The 22,726-nt window shown below is 64.6% G+C and carries 22 protein-coding genes and 1 tRNA gene; 14 read left to right on the top strand and 9 right to left on the bottom strand.

Annotation, left to right across the window (positions count from 1 at the left end):
• Window positions 1-160: 160 nt before the first annotated feature.
• A complete protein-coding gene (purH, locus tag ABIB57_RS08360) occupies window positions 161-1,744 on the top strand; it encodes a bifunctional phosphoribosylaminoimidazolecarboxamide formyltransferase/IMP cyclohydrolase (RefSeq protein ID WP_354039933.1) in 1,584 nt (527 codons plus the stop codon).
• A gap of 160 nt (window positions 1,745-1,904) precedes the next feature.
• Here purH and ABIB57_RS08355 read toward each other — a convergent pair whose 3' ends face one another.
• Both ABIB57_RS08355 and ABIB57_RS08350 read right to left on the bottom strand, forming a co-directional pair.
• Window positions 1,905-3,062 carry a carboxylate--amine ligase gene (locus tag ABIB57_RS08355; RefSeq protein ID WP_354039931.1) on the bottom strand — a complete coding sequence of 386 codons (1,158 nt, stop codon included), beginning with the start codon at window positions 3,060-3,062 and terminating at the stop codon, window positions 1,905-1,907.
• Between the two features lie 65 nt (window positions 3,063-3,127).
• Window positions 3,128-4,441 (bottom strand): lipopolysaccharide biosynthesis protein, encoded by a 1,314-nt coding sequence (locus tag ABIB57_RS08350; RefSeq protein ID WP_354039929.1) that lies wholly within the window; start codon window positions 4,439-4,441, stop codon window positions 3,128-3,130.
• Window positions 4,442-4,655: 214 nt separating this feature from the next.
• On the opposite strand from ABIB57_RS08350, the gene leuC reads away from it, so the two are divergent.
• Both leuC and ABIB57_RS08340 read left to right on the top strand, forming a co-directional pair.
• Window positions 4,656-6,062 carry a 3-isopropylmalate dehydratase large subunit gene (gene leuC, locus ABIB57_RS08345; protein WP_354039927.1) on the top strand — a complete coding sequence of 469 codons (1,407 nt, stop codon included), beginning with the start codon at window positions 4,656-4,658 and terminating at the stop codon, window positions 6,060-6,062.
• A complete protein-coding gene (locus tag ABIB57_RS08340) occupies window positions 6,053-6,481 on the top strand; it encodes a metallopeptidase family protein (RefSeq protein ID WP_354039925.1) in 429 nt (142 codons plus the stop codon). Before leuC ends, ABIB57_RS08340 begins: the two co-directional genes overlap by 10 nt.
• 165 nt (window positions 6,482-6,646) lie before the next feature.
• Here the strand turns inward: ABIB57_RS08340 and ABIB57_RS08335 are convergent, their stop codons facing one another.
• Together ABIB57_RS08335 and deoD are read right to left on the bottom strand one after the other, a co-directional pair.
• A complete protein-coding gene (locus tag ABIB57_RS08335) occupies window positions 6,647-6,946 on the bottom strand; it encodes a hypothetical protein (protein ID WP_354039923.1) in 300 nt (99 codons plus the stop codon).
• Between the two features lie 69 nt (window positions 6,947-7,015).
• Window positions 7,016-7,726, bottom strand: a complete 711-nt coding sequence (deoD, locus tag ABIB57_RS08330; protein ID WP_354039921.1) for a purine-nucleoside phosphorylase — start codon at window positions 7,724-7,726, stop codon at window positions 7,016-7,018.
• Between the two features lie 97 nt (window positions 7,727-7,823).
• Between deoD and ABIB57_RS08325 the strand changes: the two genes are divergently transcribed.
• From ABIB57_RS08325 to ABIB57_RS08275, 11 genes are all read left to right on the top strand, one after another.
• Window positions 7,824-8,285, top strand: coding sequence for an SRPBCC family protein (locus ABIB57_RS08325; protein WP_354039919.1), 462 nt, complete (start codon window positions 7,824-7,826; stop codon window positions 8,283-8,285).
• An 82-nt stretch (window positions 8,286-8,367) separates the two neighbouring features.
• Window positions 8,368-9,318: an N-acetyl-gamma-glutamyl-phosphate reductase gene (argC, locus tag ABIB57_RS08320; protein ID WP_354039917.1), complete on the top strand. Its 951-nt coding sequence runs from the start codon at window positions 8,368-8,370 to the stop codon at window positions 9,316-9,318.
• 145 nt (window positions 9,319-9,463) lie between these two features.
• Window positions 9,464-10,069, top strand: a complete 606-nt coding sequence (leuD, locus tag ABIB57_RS08315; RefSeq protein ID WP_354040598.1) for a 3-isopropylmalate dehydratase small subunit — start codon at window positions 9,464-9,466, stop codon at window positions 10,067-10,069.
• A gap of 16 nt (window positions 10,070-10,085) precedes the next feature.
• The gene (locus ABIB57_RS08310; protein WP_354039915.1) at window positions 10,086-10,472 is read left to right on the top strand and encodes a RidA family protein; all 387 of its coding nucleotides are present in this window, start codon (window positions 10,086-10,088) and stop codon (window positions 10,470-10,472) included.
• A 5-nt stretch (window positions 10,473-10,477) separates the two neighbouring features.
• Window positions 10,478-10,891, top strand: a complete 414-nt coding sequence (locus ABIB57_RS08305) for a GNAT family N-acetyltransferase (protein ID WP_354039913.1) — start codon at window positions 10,478-10,480, stop codon at window positions 10,889-10,891.
• Window positions 10,892-10,906: 15 nt separating this feature from the next.
• The gene (gene leuB / locus ABIB57_RS08300; RefSeq protein ID WP_354039911.1) at window positions 10,907-12,004 is read left to right on the top strand and encodes a 3-isopropylmalate dehydrogenase; all 1,098 of its coding nucleotides are present in this window, start codon (window positions 10,907-10,909) and stop codon (window positions 12,002-12,004) included.
• Between the two features lie 436 nt (window positions 12,005-12,440).
• A complete protein-coding gene (locus ABIB57_RS08295; protein WP_354039909.1) occupies window positions 12,441-13,790 on the top strand; it encodes a hypothetical protein in 1,350 nt (449 codons plus the stop codon).
• Window positions 13,787-14,623, top strand: coding sequence for a COG3904 family protein (locus ABIB57_RS08290; RefSeq protein WP_354039907.1), 837 nt, complete (start codon window positions 13,787-13,789; stop codon window positions 14,621-14,623). The genes ABIB57_RS08295 and ABIB57_RS08290 overlap by 4 nt, the downstream gene beginning before the upstream one ends.
• A 50-nt stretch (window positions 14,624-14,673) precedes the next feature.
• Window positions 14,674-14,976, top strand: coding sequence for a hypothetical protein (locus ABIB57_RS08285; RefSeq protein WP_354039905.1), 303 nt, complete (start codon window positions 14,674-14,676; stop codon window positions 14,974-14,976).
• A 214-nt stretch (window positions 14,977-15,190) separates the two neighbouring features.
• The gene (locus ABIB57_RS08280) at window positions 15,191-17,497 is read left to right on the top strand and encodes a putative bifunctional diguanylate cyclase/phosphodiesterase (protein ID WP_354039903.1); all 2,307 of its coding nucleotides are present in this window, start codon (window positions 15,191-15,193) and stop codon (window positions 17,495-17,497) included.
• 132 nt (window positions 17,498-17,629) lie between these two features.
• On the top strand, window positions 17,630-18,388 hold the full coding sequence (locus ABIB57_RS08275) for an N-acyl amino acid synthase FeeM domain-containing protein (protein ID WP_354039901.1): 759 nt from the start codon (window positions 17,630-17,632) through the stop codon (window positions 18,386-18,388).
• Here the strand turns inward: ABIB57_RS08275 and ABIB57_RS08270 are convergent.
• From ABIB57_RS08270 to ABIB57_RS08250, 5 genes are all read right to left on the bottom strand, one after another.
• Window positions 18,385-19,557, bottom strand: a complete 1,173-nt coding sequence (locus ABIB57_RS08270) for a GAF domain-containing sensor histidine kinase (protein ID WP_354039899.1) — start codon at window positions 19,555-19,557, stop codon at window positions 18,385-18,387. The two genes, ABIB57_RS08275 and ABIB57_RS08270, sit on opposite strands and share 4 nt — an antisense overlap.
• A gap of 157 nt (window positions 19,558-19,714) precedes the next feature.
• Window positions 19,715-19,969, bottom strand: a complete 255-nt coding sequence (locus tag ABIB57_RS08265) for a hypothetical protein (protein ID WP_354039897.1) — start codon at window positions 19,967-19,969, stop codon at window positions 19,715-19,717.
• A 48-nt stretch (window positions 19,970-20,017) separates the two neighbouring features.
• Window positions 20,018-20,093: transfer RNA gene (locus ABIB57_RS08260), tRNA-Thr, on the bottom strand.
• Window positions 20,094-20,123: 30 nt separating this feature from the next.
• On the bottom strand, window positions 20,124-21,497 hold the full coding sequence (locus tag ABIB57_RS08255; protein ID WP_354039895.1) for a heme biosynthesis protein HemY: 1,374 nt from the start codon (window positions 21,495-21,497) through the stop codon (window positions 20,124-20,126).
• Window positions 21,494-22,711 (bottom strand): COG4223 family protein, encoded by a 1,218-nt coding sequence (locus ABIB57_RS08250; protein ID WP_354039893.1) that lies wholly within the window; start codon window positions 22,709-22,711, stop codon window positions 21,494-21,496. Before ABIB57_RS08250 ends, ABIB57_RS08255 begins: the two co-directional genes overlap by 4 nt.
• Between the last annotated feature and the right edge of the window lie 15 nt (window positions 22,712-22,726).

Here is a 22,726-nt window from a genome sequence, read left to right as displayed (position 1 = left end):
CTTGTGCCGAGTTGAGAGAGGCCCGCGGATCAAGTCCGCGGGAGGACCGGGGGTGGTGACGGCATAGCACCTAAAGCCGGCCCCCAATGCCCTTTCCCCGGTTCCCCTGAACCGCACTTCGTGTTAGCCACCGCCCATCATTCCAGCGCGAGGCAAAATCATGGAAACGGTCAAGATCACCCGAGCCCTTCTTTCGGTGTTCGACAAATCCGGCATGACCGATTTTGCCAGGGGCCTGAGCCAAGCCGGCATCGAGCTGGTCTCGACCGGCGGCACACACAAGCTGATCTCCGAGGCCGGCCTGCCCGTCCGCGAGATTTCCGAGCTCACCGGCTTCCCCGAAATGATGGACGGCCGCGTCAAGACGCTGCATCCAAAAGTGCATGGCGGCCTGTTGGCGGTGCGCGATAACGCCGAGCACAAGGCGGCGATGGACGCCCATGAGATCGGCCCGATCGATCTGGTGGCGGTCAACCTCTACCCCTTCGAAAAGACCGTGGCCTCCGGCGCCAGCTATGACGAGATCATCGAGAACATCGATATCGGCGGCCCGGCCATGGTGCGCTCGGCGGCCAAGAACCACGCCTTCGTCACCGTCATCGTCGATCCCGCCGACTATCCGGAAATCCTTGCCGCCATAGCCGAAACCGGCGGCGTGCCCTATGCGCTGCGCCAGAAGTTGGCCGCCAAGGCTTATGCCCGCACCGCCGCCTATGACAGCGCCATCTCGACCTGGTTCGCCAAGGCCATCGACTATCCCGAAATTCCCTACCGCTCTCTCGCAGGTTCCTTGCGCGAAGTGATGCGCTATGGCGAAAACCCGCACCAGTGGGCCGGCTTCTACGCCAATGGCGATACCCGCCCCGGCGTTGCCACGGCGCGGCAGGTGCAGGGCAAGACGCTGAGCTACAACAACATCAACGATACCGACGCCGCGTTCGAGCTGGTCAGTGAATTCGATCCGGCCGACGTCGCCGCCGTCGCCATCATCAAGCACGCCAATCCATGCGGCGTGGCCGTGGCGGGCGACCTGACCACAGCCTACAAAAACGCCTTGCGCACCGATCCTGTCAGCGCCTTCGGCGGCATCGTCGCCCTCAACCGCGAACTGGACGCCGCCACCGCCACGGAAATCGTCAAAGTGTTCACCGAGGTGATCGTCGCGCCCTCCGCAACCCCGGAAGCCGAAGCCATCATCGCGGCGAAAAAGAACCTGCGCCTGCTGCTCACCGGCGGCCTCGCCGACCCCAAGGCCGATGGCCTGACCGTGCGCTCGGTCGCCGGGGGCCTCCTGGTCCAGACGCGCGACAACCGCAATGTCGATGACAACGAACTGCGCGTCGTCACCAGGAAGCAGCCCACCGACGCCGAAATGGCCGACCTGCGGCTGGCCGCCAAAGTCGCAAAACACGTCAAGTCCAACGCCATCATCTACGTCAAGGACGGCGCCACCGTCGGCATCGGCGCCGGCCAGATGAGCCGGGTGGATTCGGCCCGCGTCGCCCACCGCAAATCCATCGACGCCGCCGAGGCCGCGGGCATTTCGGGTGCGCTGACGCAGGGCTCCGTCGTCGCCTCCGACGCCTTCTTCCCCTTCGCCGATGGTCTTGAGGCCCTGGTCGCCGCCGGGGCCACCGCCGTGATCCAACCGGGCGGCTCGATGCGCGACGATGAGGTCATCGCCGCTGCGGACGCTGCGGGTATTGCCATGGTGGTCACCGGCATGCGCCACTTCCGCCACTAACGGTTTCGCGCGCGCTCTTCCCGCGCTTCTCTCCTCTCTCTTCTTCCCGCGGGCTTGACCCGCGGGCCACTCGCCCCCTGTGCCATGCTGACAGAGGCCCGCGGATCAAGTCCGCGGGAAGGCTGGCGGTTGGGGATGGATCCAGCTTGAGCGGGATATCCTAAAGGCGGCGCAGCACCTGGATGGGTAGCTCCATGAGCGCCGGCAACGGGTCGTCCAGCGCGAACAGCGCCGGCACTGAGCGCGGGGACAGGGATCGCATAGCCGCATAGCCGAGCCGCTTCGTGCGCTGCAATGACTGCACCAGCGACAGCGCATTGGGAATGGCGCGCACCCAGCTTGCGCCATAAGCCGGCTCGAGCTTTTCGGGCAAGCGTCCCAGTGCCATGGCCGCCGCCAGAACCGGAAAGTCCAGCCCAGCGGCGGCGCCCAGCCCGATCCAGGCCCAGATCCGCGTATTGACGTCGAGCAGCTTCAGCCGGTCGTCGCGCGCGTCGAGCTTGAACTCGACCTCGACCAGCCCGTGATAATCCACCGCCTTGAGCAGCGCCTGCGCCTCGGCCAGCACGCGCGGCTGCGCGGTGGTTTCGACAAACGGACTGGTGCCGAACTCGGCGGGAAACTGCCGTGCGCGTCGTGCGGTCAGTCCGCACACCTCGACGCCGTGGTTCCACAGCCCCGCATAGGAGAACTGGCTTTCCCCATCGCCGGGGATCAGTTCCTGCGCCACGAAGCCGCCCGGCCCCATATACTGGGTCGCCAGCGCGTACTTCTCGGCATACTCCGCCGCGTTATCGGCCTTCCACGCCTTGGCCTTTGTCAGCGGATTGGATTTTTCCGTCGAGGACGGCTTGATCACCACCGGAAATCGCATCTCGTCAACAGGTCGATCCGCCGCGATGCCGTCGGCGTAGACGCGCGGATAATCGATGCCCAGCGTGTCCGCCAGCCGATAGAGCTGTGCCTTGTTGTTGAGCTGCTCCAGCGCCGCCCAGTCCTCTGTCACCAGCGTAAACCGCGCCGCCAGTGCGTCAAAATTCCGCGCCACGAACTGCACTTCCGCATCGCCGCTGGGCAGCAGCAGCCAGCCGTTCATACCCAGCCGGTCGGCGGCCGCGAACAGCACATCGAGGGCCTTGGGATCGCCGGGGCCCTGCCAGGGCACGTGATGGGTCACATAGCGGCAATATTGCGCCACGCTGCGCACGGCGCTGAAATACGAAACCCCGATGCCCTGCCGGCCAAAGCTGCGCGCCACCGACAGGCTCCCATAGGAGCCGCCCAGGATGATGGCTCCGGCGATTTGCGGCTCAGTCACTGGAAAACCGCACGCTGGACCGCCCGCATCCTGGAAGAAAGCTTAAATTCCGCAACGGTCTAGTCTTAGCGTGGCGCCGTAAATAATTGATGAGTTGCAAGGCCGTGGAAAATGTCGCCCCGCCGGCCTTCCAGCCGCTGCGTCAGCACGCCCAGGCTGATCGCCCAGAACACTTCGGCGCCCAACGTCGCAAGCGCGATGCCGACCAATCCCCAGAGCGGCGTCAGGACCGCCGCCAGCACCACCAGCAGCACCACGGCCATCACGCAGGTGGCGGCACTGCGCACCTGGTGACCGCCAAGCGCCAGCAATTGCCCGTTCATGCCGCCCATCACCCGCACTACCTGGCTGACGAGGAAAATCAGGAGCGGCCAATAGCCGACGGCATAGTCCGGCCCGAACAGCGCCAGCACCAGATGGCCGAAAACCAGCACGAACAGTGTCGCTGCCAGCATGGTGGCAAGGCCGGTGATATTGGTGCGCCATAATAGGGCATCGACCTCGCTGCGGCCCATGCGCGCCATGGCCGAGACCAAGTCGCGCAACACGAATTGCTGCGAGGCCAAGCTGAAAAATCCCACCAGGGCCGCGACCCGCACCGCCACGCCCAGCACCGCGACATCGCTGGGCGTGAGGAAAAATCCGCCGATCAACACCACGAGATCGGCAGTCGCCCCGGCCACGATGGTGAACATCAACATCGCCGCCGCTCGCCGCCGATAGAATTTTCGCAAATCGCGCAACGGTTTGGCCCGTCCGCGCACAAAGGCGTTATCGGCGCCGAGCATGAGCGCCTGCCCGACCGCGACGGCGGCAGCGATCCCCACCATCGCTACCAGCACGTAATCGATGTTCCGCTGCACGCCGAGGAGCACCATGGCGCCGATAAAGCCCAGCAGCAGCGCCGGCCGCACCACGAAATCGGGCGCGTAACTGAGGGTGAAGCGTTTCTGCGCATTGGCAGCGCTGTTGTTGAGCCGGATCGCCGCCAGCGGCACCGCGGCCAGCGTGCCGTAGAGGAACGCCTTGGCGGTATCGTGATCGGGCAGCACCAGCATGGCCAGCAGCGACAGCGCCACCAGCACCACTGCGACAACCGCCATATCGCGCCGCGCCGCATACAGAAATGCCCACACCAGTTGGCCCCGCCCAAAGGCCTGGAACCGCGCCAGATAAGTCAGTGCGATGGTGTGATAACCGCAGGTGATCAGTAGGCTGACGAACGAAGTGACGCTGATAGCCAGGAACGCCACGCCCACATCGTGCGGCACGAAGGCGCGCGCCAGCACGATCTGGCTGACAAAGCCAAACCCCGCCCCGGCCAGTCGCGCTCCCATGAGCCCGAAGACCGGCATGATGACCTGCCAGAACGATCGCATCCAAGGCTCCATGGCGGGCCGCCGAAATGTCGCTCCACCGGGCCTGATCTATGGGCCGGCAGGCGTGAGAATTCAGTTAAATGGCGGCCTGGCAGGCAGGCGCTAACGCCAGCGTGATGCAAAACCGTACCCGACGGTACGGTTGCGCTTGACCCATCGGCGCTCCCGGCTTAGAACGGCTCCAAACTTCGCTGTCTTTTGCTGGAACACCGCTATGACCAAGGCCCGCACGCTCTACGACAAGATCTGGGACGACCATCTGGTCCAGAACAACGAAGACGGCACGAGCCTGCTCTATATCGATCGCCATCTGGTCCATGAAGTGACCAGCCCGCAGGCCTTCGAGGGCCTGCGCATGAATGGCCGCACGGTTCGTCACCCCGAGCGCACGCTCGCCGTGGTCGACCACAATGTGCCCACCACCGATCGCAGCCTGCCCAATCCCGACCCGGAGAGCGTGATCCAGATTGCCGCCTTGGCCGAGAATACCAAGGATTTCGGCATCGAATATTTCGACGCTTTCGATCCCCGCCAGGGCATCGTGCACATCGTCGGCCCCGAACAGGGTTTTACCCTGCCCGGCATGACCATCGTGTGCGGCGATAGCCACACCTCGACCCATGGTGCGTTCGGCGCGCTGGCCCACGGCATCGGCACCTCCGAAGTCGAGCATGTCCTGGCCACCCAGACGCTGATCCAGCAAAAAGCCAAGAACATGCTGGTGCGTGTCGATGGCAAGCTGCCGCCACATGTCACCGCCAAGGACATCATCCTCGCCATCATCGGCGAAATCGGCACCGCCGGCGGCAATGGCCACGTCATCGAATTTGCCGGCGAGGCGATCCAGGCGCTGTCGATGGAAGGCCGCATGACGGTCTGCAACATGACCATCGAAGGCGGCGCCCGCGCCGGCCTGATCGCCCCCGACCAGACTACCTTCGACTATGTCGAGGGCCGCAACCGCGCGCCCACGGGCAAGGCCTGGGACATGGCGCTGGACTATTGGAAAACCCTCTATACCGATGAGGGCGCGGTCTACGACAAGGTCGTCATTCTCGACGCCGCCAAATTGCCGCCCATCGTCTCCTGGGGCTCGTCCCCCGAGGACGTGATCTCGATCACCGGCGTCGTGCCCAATCCCGACGATATCGCCGACGAGAACAAGCGCGCCTCCAAGTGGCGGGCGCTTGAATATATGGGCCTCGTCCCCGGCACCAAAATGGTCGACATCACCGTTGACCGCGTCTTCCTCGGCTCGTGCACTAATGGCCGTATCGAAGACCTGCGCGTCGCCGCCAACGCCATCAAGGGCAAGAAAGTGGCCGCAACCGTCTCGGCCATGGTCGTGCCCGGCTCCGGTCTGGTCAAGGATCAGGCCGAAGCCGAAGGCCTCGACGTCATTTTCAAGGATGCGGGCTTTGAATGGCGCGAACCCGGCTGCTCAATGTGCCTGGCCATGAATGCCGACAAGCTCAAGCCGCATGAACGCTGCGCCTCCACCTCCAACCGCAATTTCGAAGGCCGTCAGGGCTTCAAGGGCCGCACCCATCTGGTGTCCCCGGAAATGGCCGTGGCGGCCGCCGTCACCGGCCACTTCGTCGATATCCGCGATTGGCAATAAGCCCCAACCAGTGGGGAGAGCGCCTGGCGCCCTCCCTCGACGACTTCGAGGCTTTGGCCCGCGAAGCGCTTTACCTGCTGCCCGAGCCGTTCAAGTCGCTGGCCTCCGACATCACCTGTTCGGTGGCTGAATTCGCCGAAGACGACGTGCTCGAAGAATTCGACATGGAATCGCCCTTCGAGTTGATGGGGCTGTTTGTCGGCACCGGCCTGACCGAGGACGGCGCGGTGCCGCAGACCGGCCAATTGCCCAACAATGTCATCCTCTACCGCCGCGCGATTCTCGACTACTGGGCGGAAAACGAGGACGACACGCTGGGCGAAATCGTCACCCACGTGCTGGTGCACGAAATCGGCCACCATTTCGGGTTTTCGGACGACGACATGGAAGCCATCGAGACTGCGGCCGAAGCGGAATAAGACTCCCGCTCCACCGCTGTGCGTCTCACGCACTCTCCACGCCCACTGTCCTTCCCGCGGACTTGATCCGCGGGCCCCTATCAGCGTGTGCGACGCTGGGAGAGGCCCCCGGATCAAGTCCGGGGCAAAGGCGGGGTGGAGGCACCACGGTGGCTGAGCGCAAGCTTACTCCCGCTCGACGAACTCGAACTCCGCCTCATTGCCGCCCGAGGGATCGTCCGATACCCGCAGCGACAGCTTGTTGGCATCGAGCGCCTCGAACCACTCGTCCCAGCTTACCAGTTGATAGCCGCCGACGCGGTCGGGACCTTCGTTATTGTCGGAATTGAGCGCTTCCTGCCCGAAGGTCAGGTTCAACAGCGTGCGGCTGCGCGTGCCGTCCGGCGTTTCCATCAACATCGGATTGCCGGCTCGCGCGGCGGCCCATTCGCGAATGTCCTCGCGCGAAGTCAGAATTTTAGCCATCGATGACGCTCCTCGATTATCAGTCTCGGACAATCGTGAGCGCCCGAGATGGTTCCGGCAAGCGCTCTCTTAGCTTTCCACCGCCACGTCCAGCGCCAGCTCGACCATTTCGGTTAGCGAACTCTGGCGTTCGTCGGCGCTGATTTCCGCATGGGTGATCAGGCAATCGGTCATGGTGCAGATCGTCAGCGCCTTGACGCCGAAGCGGGCAGCGAGCGTGTACAGCACGGCCGCCTCCATCTCGACGCCCAGCACGCCATGTTCGGGCAGCTTGTCGTAACCCGCAAAGCCGTCGGCGTGATAAAAGATGTCCGAGGACAAGAGATTTCCGGCATGGAACCGCAATCCGGCGGCCTCGGCCTTGTCGGCAGCGCTGCGCAGCAAGCCGAAATCAGCGATCGGGGCGAAATTGAAGGCGCCGAACCGCCCCTTGACGATGGAGCTGTCGGTCGAGGCGCCCTGCGCCAGGATCAGGTCGCGCACCTTGACCTTGGCATTGAGCCCGCCGCAAGTGCCGACGCGGATCAGCGATTGCACGCCATAGACGTTGATCAGCTCATGCACATAGATGGCGAGCGACGGCTGGCCCATGCCGCTGGCCTGCACCGAAACCGGCTTGCCCTTCCAGGTGCCCGTGTAGCCCAGGCAATTGCGCACCGAATTCACCAGTTTTGGCGCCTCGAAAAAGGTTTCGGCAATCCATTTGGCGCGCAGCGGATCACCCGGCAGCAGCACGGCGGGGGCGTAATCGCCGGCCTTGGCGTGGTTGTGGGGGGTCATGGCGCGCTCCTGTGAGAATTGGGCCGCAAACTGCCATCGCAACGCCGGACCAGCAAGCCGCGTTGAATGAGTATTGCGATTGCCAGAGGAGGACGACATGGCCGACACCATCGGAGCCAAGGTAACTCACAAATCGCCGGCCCGCGCGGCCGCTATCTATGACGCCTGGCTCGATCCGCGCCAGATTCGGCTCTGGATGGCGGCGGCGCTCAGGCAGAACGGGCTGGCGGGCGAAATGCTCGCCTGCGGCACCGACCCCGTCGTGGGCGGGGCTTTCCTGTTCACCGACCGGCGCGACGGGCAGGAAGCGCGCCATTGGGGCCATTACCGCCATCTCGACCGGCCCCGGAAAATCGTCTTCACCTGGATCACCAGCGATGCGGCGGCCAATGATCCCTCCAAGGTGACGCTGATCATCGAGCCAGATCCGGACGGACCCGGCGCGGTGGTGACGCTCTATCATGAGATGCTCGCCAAGTGGGACGAGCATCGCGAGCGCACTGAACGGAGCTGGCGGCAGATGCTGGAGCAGGTCGACGTCTTGCTCGCCAAGCCTTGAGCGGCAGAAGCCCTGACCCGCAGGGTCTTGACCTTGTCATGGGAGCAGTCCATTTACGCAAAACTGGACGAGGAGCCCGATCATGGTCGCGAAAATCTTCATCGATGGCGAAGCTGGCACGACGGGCCTGCAAATCCGCGATCGGCTGGCCGGACGGCGCGACCTTGAACTGCTGTCGATCCCCGCGGATCGGCGCAAGGATATTTCCGCGCGGGCCGAACTGCTCAACGCCGCCGACGTGGCGATCCTCTGCCTGCCCGACGACGCCGCGCGTGAAAGCGTGTCGCTGATCACCAATTCCACCACGCGCGTCATCGACGCCTCGACGGCGTTCCGGACCGATCCCGAATGGGCCTATGGCTTTGCCGAGATGGACAAGGACCAGGCCGATGTGATCGCCAATGCGCGCTTCGTCACCAATCCCGGCTGCTGGCCGCAGGGGCTGATCGCGGGGCTCCGGCCGCTGGTCGAGGCCCGGCTGGTGCCGGCCGATTATCCGATCAGCTATCACGGCGTTTCCGGCTATACGGGCGGCGGCAAGCAGATGATTGCCGAATACGAGGGCGCTGCGACGCCCAGCCAGTACATGCCTTATGCGCTGACCTTCGTGCACAAGCACCTGCCCGAAATGGCGTTCTATGCCCGGCTCAACCGTACTCCACTGTTCGAGCCGGTCGTGGGCAATTTCGCGCAGGGCATGACCACCACGGTGCCGCTGCATCTCGACCTTCTGGCCGAAATCCCGACCGGCCGGGACCTGCATGCAGCCCTGGCCGATTACTACGCCGCCATTCCTGATAGCTTCGTTCAGGTCGCGCCCTTCGATCCGGCCCAGACCAAGTCGGCAGGGCTCGATCCGCAGGTGCATAACGGCACCAACACCATGACCCTGCACGTGTTTGCCAACGACGACCGCCAGCAGGCCGTCATCGCCGCCGTCTACGACAATCTGGGCAAGGGCGCTTCGGGCGCCGCGGTGCAGAACCTAAACCTGATGCTGGGCGTCGACGTCGCAATGGGCCTCGCAGCCTAGCGCAGAATATTCAGTCGACGCCTCCCCCTTGAGGGGGAGGAGCAGGCTGGGGCTCGATGGCGCAACCGAACGGATTCCCCCAATCGCGGCTTGACCGCGTACCCAAGAGTACGGCATGAAAGCCCCAACCAAGGAAGGCTTTCCCATGGACAAGTTCACGACATTGACCGGGGTCGCGGCGCCACTGCCGATCATCAATATCGACACCGACATGATCATCCCCAAGCAGTACCTCAAGACCATCAAGCGGACAGGTCTCGGGACGGCGCTGTTTTCCGAGATGCGCTACAACGAAGACGGCAGCGAAAACCCCGATTTCGTGCTCAACAAGAGCGCCTATCGGGGGGCCAAGATCATCGTGGCCGGCGACAATTTCGGCTGCGGCTCGTCGCGCGAACACGCGCCCTGGGCCCTGCTCGATTTCGGCATCCGCTGCGTGATCTCGACCAGCTTCGCCGACATCTTCTACAATAACTGCTTCAAGAACGGCATTTTGCCCCTTGTCGTCTCGCCCGAGCAGCTCAAGCTGCTGCTCGACGACGCCGAGCGCGGCGCCAATGCGACGCTGACCGTGGATCTGGAGGCCCAGACTGTGCGCGGCCCCGATGGCGGCACCCTGCATTTCGATATCGATCCGAGCCGCAAGCAGATCCTGCTCGAAGGCCTCGACGATATCGCCGGAACGCTGAAATCCGATCCGGCGATTTCCGGCTTCGAAACCAAGATGGCCGAAAACCGCCCCTGGCTCTAAAACTTAAGGCCCAAAAATGCAGCGCGTTTCTACCGGCTCGCCCTTCGAGACAACCCTTGGCTATTCCCGCGCTGTGCGCCACGAGGACACGGTCTATGTGTCGGGCACGACGGGCTATGATTACGCCACCATGACGATGCCCGACGATGTCGGCGTGCAGGCTGCCAACGCACTGGCCACCATCGACAAGGCGCTCAAGCAAGCCGGCTCGTCGATCGAGGATACCGTGCGGGTGGTCTATTACATCGGCGACCGCAATGACGTGAATGCGGTGGTCGCCGCCGTCGGTCCGGTATTCCGCGACATCCGCCCGGCCGCTTCGATGCTCATCGTGCAGATGATCGAAGCCGGCATGAAGGTCGAGATCGAAGTGACCGCCCGCATCGGCGCGAGCAACAGCTAAGCGCCATGGAGATCGTGCTCGACGCGGCGCCGACGGAGACCGACCGCAAGGCGATCCAGGATGCTCTGGTCGCCTTCAATCGATCCAAGACCACCTTGCGCGACTATCGCGATGTCGCGGTGCTGATCCGCGACGACGCTGGCACCACCATCGGCGGGGCTTGGGGCTACACGTCCTATCGCTGGATGTTCATCGAACTGCTGTTCGTGCCCGAAAGCCTGCGCGGCCAGGACATCGGCACGCAGGTCATGGAGCAGGCCGAGGCCCATGCGCGATCGCTGGGGCTGGTCGGCATCTGGCTCGATACCTTCTCGTTCCAGGCCCGCCCGTTCTACGAAAAGCTGGGCTATTCGGTGTTCGGCACCATCGAGGATTATCCGCCCGGCGGCGCCCGCTATTTCCTGTCCAAAACCCTCTAGGTCCGCGAGATCACCATGACCCAATCCCTGTTCCTGCTTCCCGGCGACGGCATCGGCACCGAAATCATGGTGGAGGTGGAAAAGGTTATCGCCTGGACCAATGCTGAACAGCTTACCGATTTTGTCACCGATAGCGGCCTGGCCGGCGGCTCGGCGTACGACAAGCATCAGGTGGCGATCACTGACGAAGACACCGCCAAGGCGCTGGCCGCCGATGCGGTGATTTTTGGCGCCGTGGGTGGGCCGAAGTGGGACAATGTTCCTTATGAGCATCGTCCGGAAGCCGCCCTGCTGCGCCTGCGCAAGGAAATGGCGGTGTTTGCCAACCTGCGCCCAGCCATCTGCTATCCGGCGCTGGCGGATGCCTCCTCGCTCAAGCGCGAACTGGTCGAGGGTCTCGATATCCTGATCGTGCGCGAACTGACCGGCGGCGTCTATTTCGGCGAGCCCAAGACCATCACCGATCTGGGCGACGGCCAGAAGCGCGCCATCGATACCCAGGTCTACGAGACCTATGAAATCGACCGCATCGCCCGCGTGGCGTTCGACCTGGCGCGCACCCGCAACAATCGCGTGCACTCGGCCGATAAGAAGAACGTGATGAAGTCGGGCGTGCTGTGGGACGAAGTGGTCAAGGGCGTCGGCAAGGACTATCCCGACGTCAAGCTGGAGCACATCCTGGCCGATAACGCCGCCATGCAGCTGGTGCGCAATCCCAAGCAGTTCGACGTCATGGTCACCGACAACCTGTTCGGCGATATCCTGAGCGACGTCGCCGCCATGCTGACCGGCTCGCTGGGCATGCTGCCCTCTGCGTCATTGGGTGCGCCCGATCCGGTCACTGGCAAGCGCAAGGCCTTCTACGAACCCGTACACGGCTCGGCTCCCGACATTGCCGGCCAGGGCGTCGCCAATCCCATCGCCATGATCGCATCCTTCGCCATGGCGCTGCGCTATTCGTTCAACATGATCGAACTGGCCGACAAGATCGAAGGCGCGATTGCCGCCGTGCTGGATGATGGCCTGCGCACCGGCGACATCGCCCAGGACAACCGCAAGCGGGTTGGGACGCAAGAGATGGGCGCGGCGATTCTGGCGAAGCTGAAGGCTTAAGGCTGCAGGAGGATCGTGGCTCCCGTCACCCCTCTAGCCGCCCACAGGTCACCCCTCCCAGTCCCAGCGTGGCTGGCCTCGATCTAGTCCCCCACCGCCCTTCCCGCGGGCTTGACCCGCGGGCCTCTCGCCACCCCACCGAATTCGGCGCTACGCTCGAATGGCAGGGTGGGAGGGGAATGCGGTCGCGCGATCCCTGGGCCGGCGCGACGTTCGTCTCCTGAAACAATGGAGGCCACGTTCGAGCGGCCAGAAACCCCATCGCATGCGGCGAGACATGTCTCGCTTACTACCAAACCCATGAGGCGCGTCTCGCCGCATGCCGCAGTCTTTCACACCCGGAGGTCATCCCGTCCGGCGCCTCACCTTGCCCATTTCTTGCCGGGATCGTCGTGTTATCCTGTCCCTGAGCCCGCATCCGGGCGAGGGGCCGCAGATGCAACTCAAGAACAATGCCTATCGCCTCAACGAGACCCTCAGGGGCGTCGAGACGATGACGCGCTTTGCCCTGGCCGTGCTGGCGCTGGCCTCGGGCGTCTATACCTATCTGGGCGTGCGCGGGATTCTGGACGGCTCGGCCACCTTCGTGTTCTTCGCCGCCATCATCTATTCGGCGGCGGTCTCGGTCGCCATCTACGCGTTCTGGACTTTCATGCTGCGGTTCGTGCCGCTGGTCACCTCGGGCGTGCAGCGCATCGGCCTCTTCGTCACCATGGCCATCGGCTGCATCATGATCATGGCGATGAGCTCCTGGCTCAACGCCGCGGCCCTGGCCGGGTCCGCCGCGCTCGAGCAGCATATGGCGGTCACCCTGCAGGGCTATGCCGAAGACCTCGACGACGCCCATGCCAATGCGCTGGCCGCCCAGAGCCTGCTGCCGGACGTACAGCGCGCCGCCGAGCGCTTCGACACCCTTGCCGCCTCCGAGCGTGAATCGGGCGCCCTGACCGGCACCACCGGCTCGGGCAGCGTGGTCCAATTGTTGAGCCAAATGGGCTCGCAGATGACCCAGCTCGCCGCCACTATCACGGGCAGCCGCGAAGAGGTCGCCGGGCAGTTCGAACAAGGCTCGGCACGCCTCGCCACCATGCGCGAACTGGTGTCCACTCCTGGCGCCATCGAGCCGCGAAGCGACCAGTTCCAGGCCGAGGCCGTCCAGCTCACCGCTGTCATCGCCGCGCTGCAGCAGACCGGCGTCGCTGCCTCGGTCAAGCGAGCCTCCGCCGATCTCAGCGCCGGCTTCATCGCCCCGGTGGCCGACGGCGCCTCGGCCGATCTCGCCAGCCGGCAGGATCGGGTGATGGAAACCGTGCGCACCTCGGTCGCCGCCCAATCGGCCGCCCTGACCGCGGCCGCCGACGAAATTCTCGCCACCCCCTTGATCGAGCAACGCCGCTTCGTGCCGCTGTCGAGCGCCGAGGCCGTGATCCGCTACTGGAGCGACTTCATTCCCTCCTGGGCCGGCGCTATCTCCATCGACATGCTGCCGGTGGTGCTGGTCCTGGTGTTGATGATCGTCAACGACGCCCTGCGCCGCGATGCGGATACGCTGGAGGAGGCCGAAAACATCACCGCCGCCGAAATGCTGCGCGCCATGGCGCTGTATCGGCGCATGCAGGAGACCGGTGTTCTCTCCGAACAAGCCCCGCTGCCCGTCACGCCCGAGACCGAACCCGTTCCCGAGGAACCGTTGGCGCCGGCCGCGCAGGCGCCGCCCGACGATGCCACCGTCACCCCCATCGACACGGCCCAGCGCAAGCGCAACGAGGGCCCGGCCCGGCCATGAAAACCGACGCCAATGCGCGTGCCGACACCCAGGACGGCCCGTTCTACCGGCGGCTGATCGCCTTCCTGGCCAGCTTCGAGGACGGCGCCATCATGCGGGTGGCGTTTTTCGGCCTGCTGCTGGGCACAGTGTCGGTGCTCTATGTCGATTACCGCGAATTGAGCGCGGGCGAAGGCTCGGCGCTGGCCATGCCCACACAGCCCATCCTGCCCCCCGCGACCGCCCCAACCGGCCCTGCGCAGGGCCCGATGCCGCCCATTACCACCAGCCCCGATCTGCTCGACGATCCCCTGGTCATCGCGCTGGAGCCCGGCGGCGTGCTGGCCCTCACCGGCACCATCGATATCGGCTCCGCCACGCGCTTCGCCACCGAAATCGCGGCGCGCGGTGAATATGTCAAAACCATCGCGCTCGATTCCCCCGGCGGCTCGGTCGAGGATGCGCTGACCATTGCCGACCTGATCCACGACAAGGGCTTTGCCACTTCGGTGGCGGCCGGCGCGCTCTGTGCCTCGTCCTGCCCGCTGGTGTTTGCCGCCGGCAAAGCCCGCCTCGCTACACCGCAGTCGGCGATCGGCGTGCACCAGATCTATGCCGCCCAGCTCTCGGGCGATCCGCAGTCAGCCTTGCGTGTCGCCGGCGCCGCCATGGCGGACGCACAAACCACAACTGCCCGAATCACCCGCTTTCTGGATATGGTGGGTGTCGATCCGTCCGTTTGGGTACATGCCCTCGAAACGCCGCCGGATCGGCTCTACTACTTTACGCCTGAGGAACTGACGAAATACCGCCTGGTCACCGTGCTGGAAAATCAGCCAAAGACCGGAACCTGAGGAGGGGTGCGGGCATTTTGTTCCAATGTGTCTATCGAGAGGAGGCCACAATGACTGACATACATACCCTGACACGCCACCGCGATATCCAGAACTGGGTCACGGACCGGCACGGCATCCCCGCCATCGCCCGAATCCGCAACAACTTCGGCGAGGTGCGCGCACAACTGCGCCTGAGTTTCCAGCGGGCCAATGCTGCCAAACCCGATCCGGCCAGCCAGGATGACGGCATGAGCCCGTGCTCCTGGACAGCCTGGCTGGCCGAACTCGACCGCCAGCAACTGGCCCTCAAGGTCGATAGCACCAAGGCCGATAGTTTCGAGCTGGTGGAACGGCGCGGCGCCGTCAACTAGGCGATAAACTTGCCTGTCACCATCCGGCACGGGCGCAAACCCGTGCCGTTCTGCGTTCGTACAATCCCTTACCCGGTGAACACGACAGTTTTCATTAAAGTGGCATTCACCTTTCGGGCGACTATCCCGTACCTTCTTGAGTGGCTGCTTCATTGTGGCAAGACCATCTTAACGCCGTGCATGGCTCATGGGAGGTCACAATAAGGAAGCCCGCGTGCTCAATTCGGCCCGCAAATCGATGCCGACCCTCGACTATGTGTCGATAGTCCGCTCCGTCTATGGGGATAGGCGGGCGCTGCTGGCTGGTGCCTTCGCTTCTGCATCCGCGGCGGGCCTGACCGCCTACAAGGCCCATTCGATCCCCCTAGCGCTGGTCACCTGCGCGTTTTTGATCTTCGGCGCCGCGCGCTATTTCAACATGCAGGCCTTCTGGCGCGCCAATATCGATAGCGACGATGCCGATGCGGCCGAGCGCTGGGAATTGCGCGCCATGATCGGCGGCTCGACAGTTGCGCTCACCTATGGGATGTGGTGCCTCGTCACCATGGCGTGGACCAGCGACCCCTATGCCGAATTGGTCAGCGCCTCGCTGTCCATTGCCGTCATGGTTGGGCTGATCGCCCGCAATTTCGGCCTCGATCGCCTGGTTGCCACCCAGCTCCTGCTGGTCATCGTGCCACTGGCGATCGGGCTGTTCCTGCATGGCGACGCTTATCACGCCATCCTCGCCGTACTTCTGGTGGTCCTGCTGTCCAGCTTCCGCCGGCTGGCCGGCGATATCCGCACCATCCTGCTCAGCGCCGTGCATGGACGGGTCGAGGCCTCGCGCCTGGCCGCCGAGCTCGATATGGCCATGTCCACCATGCAGCATGGCCTGTGCATGCTTGATGAAAGCGGCGTCGTCACCTTAGCCAACGAGCATGCGGTGCGCACCTTCTCGCTGATCAACATGACCAATCTGGTCGGCCAGTCATTTCAAAGCGTGCTTGGGAAACTGGGCGAAAACGGCCGCCTGCCGCGCACCGCCGTCGACCGGCTGCTCGATATCGTGAGCCGGCGTGCCTCGGGCAAGGTGCTGCTCTGCCTGCCGCATGGCCGTTATTACGAAGTCACCGTCAGCTCGCGCCAAGAGCGCAGCGTGCTGCTGTTCGAGGATATCAGCGAGCGCGTCGCCGCCGAGGAACGCATCAGCTTCATGGCGCGCCACGATGCGTTGACGAGCCTTCCCAACCGCACCTATTTCAGCGAGATGGTAACCGAAGACCTGGCCACCCGCGAGCGCAATGGCGAGCCTGCCCGCCCCGTGGCGCTGATGATCCTGGATATCGACGACTTCAAGCACGTCAACGACACGCTGGGCCATATCGTGGGCGACCGGTTGCTGACCGAGGTGGCACAGCGCCTGCGCGGCTCAGTGGGCCCCGAGGCCGTACTGGCGCGGCTGGGCGGCGACGAGTTCATCATCTATCGCGGCACGATCGGCGACCCCGCCGAGGCCGATGCCGAAGTCGCGGCCATTATCGCCGCCTTCGCCACGCCCTTCGCCATCGACGGCATGGCGCTATCGACCAATATCAGCGTCGGGCTGGTCACCAGCACTTCGCTCGACGACCACCTCGATTCCCTGATGACCAAGGCCGACCTGGCGCTCTATATGGCCAAGGGTGACGGCAAGGGCCGCAGCCAGATTTTCCATGCCCAGATGGATATCGACTATCATTACCGCCAGCGGCTCAAGGCCGACCTGCGCACCGCCGTACGCACCGGCGGCCTGACGCTGGCGTTCCAGCCGCAGCTCGATATCGCCTCGCGCAAGGTGGTGGCCTGCGAGGCGCTGGCGCGCTGGGATCATCCCGAACTGGGCAGTATCCCGCCCTCCACCTTCATTCCGCTGGCCGAGGAGATGGGCCTGATCTCCGAAATCACCGCCTGGGTGCTGCAGGCAGCAACCCTGCAGTGTCAGAGCTGGCCGGGCGATATCGGCGTTGCCGTCAACATCTCGGCGCACGATTTCCGCGGCGGCGATATCGGCACCATGGTGGCGCGGGCGCTGGAGCTGTCCGGCCTGCCACCCGCCCGGCTGGAGGTGGAAGTCACCGAAACCGTGCTCATCGAGGAGCGCGATATCGCCCTCAAGGTGCTCAATGCCCTGGCGGCGCAGGGCATTTCCATCGCGCTGGACGATTTCGGCACCGGCTATTCGTCCTTGAGCTATCTGAGCGTGCTGCCCTTCACCAAGCTCAAGATCGACCGCAGCTTCGTGGTCGATATCGCCACCGACCAGCGCTCGCTCAAGCTCCTGGCCAATGTGGCCCGGCTGGGCCGCGATCTGGGCCTGACGGTAACCGCCGAAGGGGTGGAGACCGAAGAGCAGCTCAATGCCATGCTGGCCAAGACCCGCGTCGAGCAGGTGCAGGGTTATTTCTTCAGCCGGCCGCTGCCACCCCGCGATATTGCCGAACTGATCAGTCGTCTGAACGCCAACCCCGCCCAAGCCACGCTAATCCGCAAGCATGGTTAACCCCCGTTAAGCATTTGTACGAACTAGCGAAATGGAAGCCGGTTGGGCTTTCGGTCGAATGCAGTCATTATTTCTCATGTTTGATATAGCTAACAAAAGATTAACATAGCCCCAGTCGTTTGGGGATTGGGCATGAGTGCGGCAACCGATTCATCCGGCAGCGCGGCGTCGCGCTTTGCCGTTACACTGATTGATCTGCTCGATCGCGTGCAATACCGGCGGGTCTCGGTCGAGGAACAGTTCGACCCGGTTTATGCGTTACGCTACGCCGCCTACCGGCGCGAAGACTTTGTGCCCGTCAACTCCCAGGAGATGACCCGGGACGACTATGACGACGCGGCCAATTGCTACAGCTTTGGCGTCTATATCGACGACGCCCTGGTCAGCTCTATCCGTTTTCACGTGGTGACGCCCGACAATCCAACCTCGCCCAGCCGCACCATCTGGCCCGAAATCCTCGAGCCCGTGCTGGAGCGCGGCGATAGCTATATCGACCCCAGCCGCTTCACCGCCGACCACGATGCCTCGCTGGCCATCCCCGCCCTGCCCTACCTGACGCTGCGCATCGTCGCCATGGCCTGCGAGCATTTCGCCGTGCGCTACTGCATTTCCTCGGTCCGCGCGGAGCATTCGGCATTTTACCGCCGCGTCTTCGGCTCCCAGCAACTGGGCGACGAGCGCAATTGGGGCGAACTGAAATTCCCGGTCTGCCTTTATGCCGCCGACGTGCCGGTGATCCGCGACCGCGTCGCCGACCGCTTCCCGTTCTTCATGTCGACCCCCGAGGAGCGCGCCAAGCTGTTCGATGGCCTGGGCAAGCCGGTGCAGGCGATCGCCCCCACCGCCCGCATGGCCCATCGCCTGCGGCTGATCGAGATGGGCGCCGCCTAATTCAGCGGCATGACGAAAGTGAAGCGTGTTTCGGCAGCGGACGAGGTGACCTCAAGCGTGCCACCATGGGCCGCGGCAATCTGGGAAGCGATATAAAGCCCGAGGCCCAGCCCTTGCTGACTAGCCTGGACATCGCCCCGATAGAAGGGCTGAAACAAACGGCCCAACGTTTGCGGATCGATTGGCTTGCCCGGATTGGCAACCCATAATTCCAATGCCCCGTTGCGCGTGCTGGCGCCGACGCGCACCGTCTGGTCGGGCGCGCCATGGGTGAGCGCATTGCCCAGCAGGTTGGAGAATAGCTGCGCGATCCGCACCCGGTCGCACACCACTGGCCGGTCGAGGGCAAATTCGGTTTCGATCGCGCGGTCGGGCCAACTGGCCCGCAGTTCGGCGATCACCTGGCTGAGCAACGGCTCGATCTCGGCGGACTCATGGCGCAGCGCCAAGCCATTGCCCAGGCGGCCGCGGGCGAAATCGAGCACATTCTCGATCAATTCGCCCATGCGCGACACGCTGCCCTGCATCAACTGCACGATCGCGGTTGCTTTCTCGTCGAGCGGGCGCTTCAGCAGCAGGTTGGTGCCGGCCTGGATCGAGGCCAGCGGATTGCGCAGGTCATGCCCCAAAACGGCGATGAACTGCTCGCGCAATTCGGCGTTCTGCCGCTCGCTCAACAGGTGCGCTTCGCTGGAGCTGAGCTTCTCGGCGGCTTCCAGATGATAGCCGATCAGCTCGGCGAACAGCTTGAACATACCGATGACCTCGGGCGTCTGCAGCAGCGCCGGGCGCGGATCGATGGCGCAGAGCGTGCCGAAAAACCGCCCGCCCGGCAGCGTGATGGGCATCGAAATATAGCTCTGGAAGCCATATTGCAGGGGCGTGTGGTGGTTGCGAAATGCCGGGTCCTCGTCGACATGGTCGATGACCACCGCGTTGCCGCTCTGGCGGATTTCGTGGCAAATCGTGGTCTGGACCTGCAGCTCGCCGCCCGGTACCAACCCGAACTCGATCGTGTCGAGCACCTGGCAAGCGATCCAGCGGTCCTCGGTGACGCGCGCCACTGCAGCAAAACCCATGCCGGTCGTGCGGCAGATGACTTCTAGAATGGTCGGAACGGCTTCAATGCCGTTGACGGCGTCGATATCGTTTTGGAAGTCAGTGCTCACGTCGATCCCGGCCTATCGCTGCAAGAAAGATCAAGGCTCGCGAGACCCTCATCCGTGCACCTGCATTTGCCAGCGGCAAACAGACCAGTCCACGCTCATCCAGGATACGCTATCACGGCGGACTTTGGCCGTCCTCGACGAAATAGCGAGCCTCGTCCTAGTCCAGATCGGGCACATCGCCTTCTTGATACAGCACGACCGGCGGTCCGAACTCGCCCAACAGCAGGTCGGCCGAGCGCGACCAGGCGATCACCCCTACGTGGCGCCGCGCCATCTCCTTGGCGGTGCGGATTGCCGTGCCCTCGTCGCGCATTTCGCGCGGCTCGAACGCCGGCAGCAACTCGCCGTCTTCCGACCGGTCGAAGGCCAGCAGAACGATCAATTTGGTGGGTTTGGGTTCGGCATCGCTCATCGGCGGTCACTATCGGGATTGTGGATGCAATCGCCCAACCGGGAGAAGTGGTGCCGCTTAGGTGACTCGAACACCTGACCCCATCATTACGAATGATGTGCTCTACCAACTGAGCTAAAGCGGCTTGATCGGTGGGCCGATCGATGGGCGTCTTTTACTGAGGGTTTCCAGCCTGTGCAAGAGGCAACACCGCAGGATGCTGTTGCACCATCGGCAAAGCCGGCTCGGCGCTGGCCGGACGCAGGCTGGCAACCACCGGCACCTTCCACTCGAAGGCATCGAGCCGCCCGGTAATCGGGGAGATCGGCTCCCATTCGTCGCTGGTGAGGCCATCGGCAGTCCAGGCCGGATCGCGCGGCGCCCGCACGGCGCGAGCCAGCCATTCGCGCGCTTTGCCCTGGTCGCCCGATTGGCCTTCCTCGATTTCGGCCATCAGGCTGGCAATGCCCTGCGTGGCGTCCTTTCCGGCAAACGGCGCCAGCGCGTCGCGCGCCTTGCTCCAGTCATAGGCATCGATGGCGGTTCGAGCCAGCACCAGCGCGGCAGCCCGATGCGGCGGCGGCATTTCGACCAGTTCGCCCATGCGCTTGAGCCGATCCACCGCCGAGGCGCCCGGCTGGGCATGGGCATAGAGCAGCGCCACGTCAGGATGCCCGGTTGCGCGCCAGATGCGACGCAAGAGGCTCATGGCCTTGCGCGTCTCGCCGCGATTGATGTGGATGCGCGCCGCGATCAAAGCCGCCGGCACGAAATCGGGCAGCAGCTTGAGCGCTGTCAGCGCATGATCCAGCGCCGGCAGCGGCGCGCTGGTTTCGGTCTCCCGGGCGCGCGCAGTCTCGATCACCGCCTGGCGACGACGCTTGTGGGCCCGCTGCTCGCGCGTATTGGCGGCCTCGACATTGACCATGGCGACCGCCTCGGCCCATTGCCCGCGCCGCACCAGATCCTCGAACACTGCGGTTGCCGCCCAGCCGGCCTGCGGCGCCAGTGCCAGCGCCTTGCGGGCGAAGGTCAACGCGGCTTCAGGACGGGTCTGGGTGCGCGCCTGCTCATAAAGCCCGGCCAGGGCCGCCAGCGCCGTACGCTCGTCGGCGATCAGCCCGCGATAATGCTCGCGCGCCGCCGCCATATCGCCCACCGCCAGATCGGCGCAGGCCTCCAGCAGCCGCGCCGCCTGATTGCTGGGCAGGCGCGCCTGCGCTTCGCGCGCCAGGAGACGCGCCCGCACCGGATCGCCGGCCTGCAGCGCGATGATCGCGTCGCTCAGCGCCTCGACCCCCTGCTCCTTGCGCCGCTCGCGATTGCGCCGTGCCATGGCGCGCGGAGCCGAAATGATGCGCCGCACCACCGCCCACACCACGATGAGGACGATCGCCACCAGCAGGAACAGGAAAATCGCCACGCCCAGCCGTGGCTGCATGCGATAGCCTGCCGCCTCCAGCGTCAGCGTGCCGTCGAGCGAGATCAGCCAAGCCGCCAGCGCGGTGATGAACAGGCTACCGACAATCCAGGAGGCAAGCCGGATCATGAAGCGCTCCCGCTCAGCGCCTGCGTCCGCAGCGCCTCAAGAAATTTGCAGGCCTCAGCCTGCGCGTGGATCAGCGTCGGGACATCGCCCGCCGCCGCCTGCATCGGGGCCGGCAGGCTGGCCATCAGCGTTTCCGCTGCCGGGTAATCCCGCCGCGCAATCGCCGCCTCCAATCGCGATACCACCGCTTCAGGGTCATCGCCCGGCAATTCGCCCGTGGGTCGTAGTGCGATGGCAGAGCGCAGCCAATCGAGCGCGCCATCCTGCCAGCCCGCATCGGGATTGGCCGGACGACCAGCCAGAATTGCCGGCAGCGCAGCGGCAAACTTGCTGGCGATAACATCGGGGCGGGTCAGGCCGGTTGTGGCGCCATTGGCGATATCGGTCGGGATCGCCGCAGTAGGCACCGCCGCCCGCAAGGCCGCCAATTCGGTTTCATAAGGTCGCCCGGTAGCGAACGCCGATTCGAACCCGGACAGCACCAGCGGCAATTGCAGCACCGCGCCGACATCGGCCGGCTGCTCGGCCAGGGCGGCCGTGGTAGCGGTCACGCTGGTCTCCAGCGTCCGCACGCCCGCTTCCGTGGTGCCGATACGAGCCCCAAGCTCGTCGAGCCGCGAGCCAAAACCGGCAAGATCGGTCTTGAGCGCTGCAATATCGGCTGGCGCGACCGCATTGGCCGGCGTCGCTCCAAGTTCCTCGACCCGCGACGTCAGCGCCGCGATATCGGCCTGGACACCGCCCAGATCAACCGGCGGAGCGCTGGCTGCTGCGGTACCGCCGCCTTTTTCGAGGCCAGCCACGCGGGCATTGAGCGCCGAAAGTTCGGACTGCGTGGTCTGCGTCACGGTCTGCAATTCGGGAATGGCGCTGCCGAGCTGGGCCAGCCGTGGATCGGCCTGGACCACCGGCGCGGGCGCACTCGGCCAATAGCCCAGCAAAGCCAGCCCATAGGCCGCCGCCAGCCCCAACACGGCGCCCGCAATTGCGGCCCCAAAGGCGAACTCGCGCTCCGGCTCGGCCGGCACCGGCGCTTTGGGGGGCGTCGGCTTTGGCGCCGTGTCCTTGGGCTCCACCGGCTTGGTGGCCTCGGGCTTGGCTGATTCGGTCTCCGGCTTGCCGGTTTCCCGCGCCTTCAAATCCAGCACGGGCGGCTTGACCGGGCCGCTCTTGGTCTCGCTGGGCTTGGGATCGTCTCGTTTAGGATCAACCATGGGACGGCTCCGTCT

Origin of the sequence: Devosia sp. UYZn731 (assembly GCF_040546795.1) — a bacterium.
In the GTDB taxonomy this organism is placed as follows: Bacteria; Pseudomonadota; Alphaproteobacteria; order Rhizobiales; family Devosiaceae; genus Devosia.
The sequence above is the reverse complement of the archived record's forward strand: the minus strand, read 5'-3'. Positions and strand labels throughout refer to the sequence as shown.

What these genes read in the sequence shown, in the direction of transcription:
- ABIB57_RS08295 (WP_354039909.1), top strand. Translation starts at nt 12,441, where the DNA reads ATGCAACTCAAGAACAATGCCTATCGCCTCAACGAGACCCTCAGGGGC.
- purH (WP_354039933.1), top strand. Translation starts at nt 161, where the DNA reads ATGGAAACGGTCAAGATCACCCGAGCCCTTCTTTCGGTGTTCGACAAA.
- ABIB57_RS08305 (WP_354039913.1), top strand. Translation starts at nt 10,478, where the DNA reads ATGGAGATCGTGCTCGACGCGGCGCCGACGGAGACCGACCGCAAGGCG.
- ABIB57_RS08255 (WP_354039895.1), bottom strand. Translation starts at nt 21,497, where the DNA reads ATGATCCGGCTTGCCTCCTGGATTGTCGGTAGCCTGTTCATCACCGCG.
- ABIB57_RS08275 (WP_354039901.1), top strand. Translation starts at nt 17,630, where the DNA reads ATGAGTGCGGCAACCGATTCATCCGGCAGCGCGGCGTCGCGCTTTGCC.
- ABIB57_RS08325 (WP_354039919.1), top strand. Translation starts at nt 7,824, where the DNA reads ATGGCCGACACCATCGGAGCCAAGGTAACTCACAAATCGCCGGCCCGC.
- deoD (WP_354039921.1), bottom strand. Translation starts at nt 7,726, where the DNA reads ATGACCCCCCACAACCACGCCAAGGCCGGCGATTACGCCCCCGCCGTG.
- leuB (WP_354039911.1), top strand. Translation starts at nt 10,907, where the DNA reads ATGACCCAATCCCTGTTCCTGCTTCCCGGCGACGGCATCGGCACCGAA.
- ABIB57_RS08250 (WP_354039893.1), bottom strand. Translation starts at nt 22,711, where the DNA reads ATGGTTGATCCTAAACGAGACGATCCCAAGCCCAGCGAGACCAAGAGC.
- ABIB57_RS08310 (WP_354039915.1), top strand. Translation starts at nt 10,086, where the DNA reads ATGCAGCGCGTTTCTACCGGCTCGCCCTTCGAGACAACCCTTGGCTAT.
- leuC (WP_354039927.1), top strand. Translation starts at nt 4,656, where the DNA reads ATGACCAAGGCCCGCACGCTCTACGACAAGATCTGGGACGACCATCTG.
- ABIB57_RS08265 (WP_354039897.1), bottom strand. Translation starts at nt 19,969, where the DNA reads ATGAGCGATGCCGAACCCAAACCCACCAAATTGATCGTTCTGCTGGCC.
- ABIB57_RS08350 (WP_354039929.1), bottom strand. Translation starts at nt 4,441, where the DNA reads ATGCGATCGTTCTGGCAGGTCATCATGCCGGTCTTCGGGCTCATGGGA.
- leuD (WP_354040598.1), top strand. Translation starts at nt 9,464, where the DNA reads ATGGACAAGTTCACGACATTGACCGGGGTCGCGGCGCCACTGCCGATC.
- ABIB57_RS08335 (WP_354039923.1), bottom strand. Translation starts at nt 6,946, where the DNA reads ATGGCTAAAATTCTGACTTCGCGCGAGGACATTCGCGAATGGGCCGCC.
- argC (WP_354039917.1), top strand. Translation starts at nt 8,368, where the DNA reads ATGGTCGCGAAAATCTTCATCGATGGCGAAGCTGGCACGACGGGCCTG.
- ABIB57_RS08285 (WP_354039905.1), top strand. Translation starts at nt 14,674, where the DNA reads ATGACTGACATACATACCCTGACACGCCACCGCGATATCCAGAACTGG.
- ABIB57_RS08290 (WP_354039907.1), top strand. Translation starts at nt 13,787, where the DNA reads ATGAAAACCGACGCCAATGCGCGTGCCGACACCCAGGACGGCCCGTTC.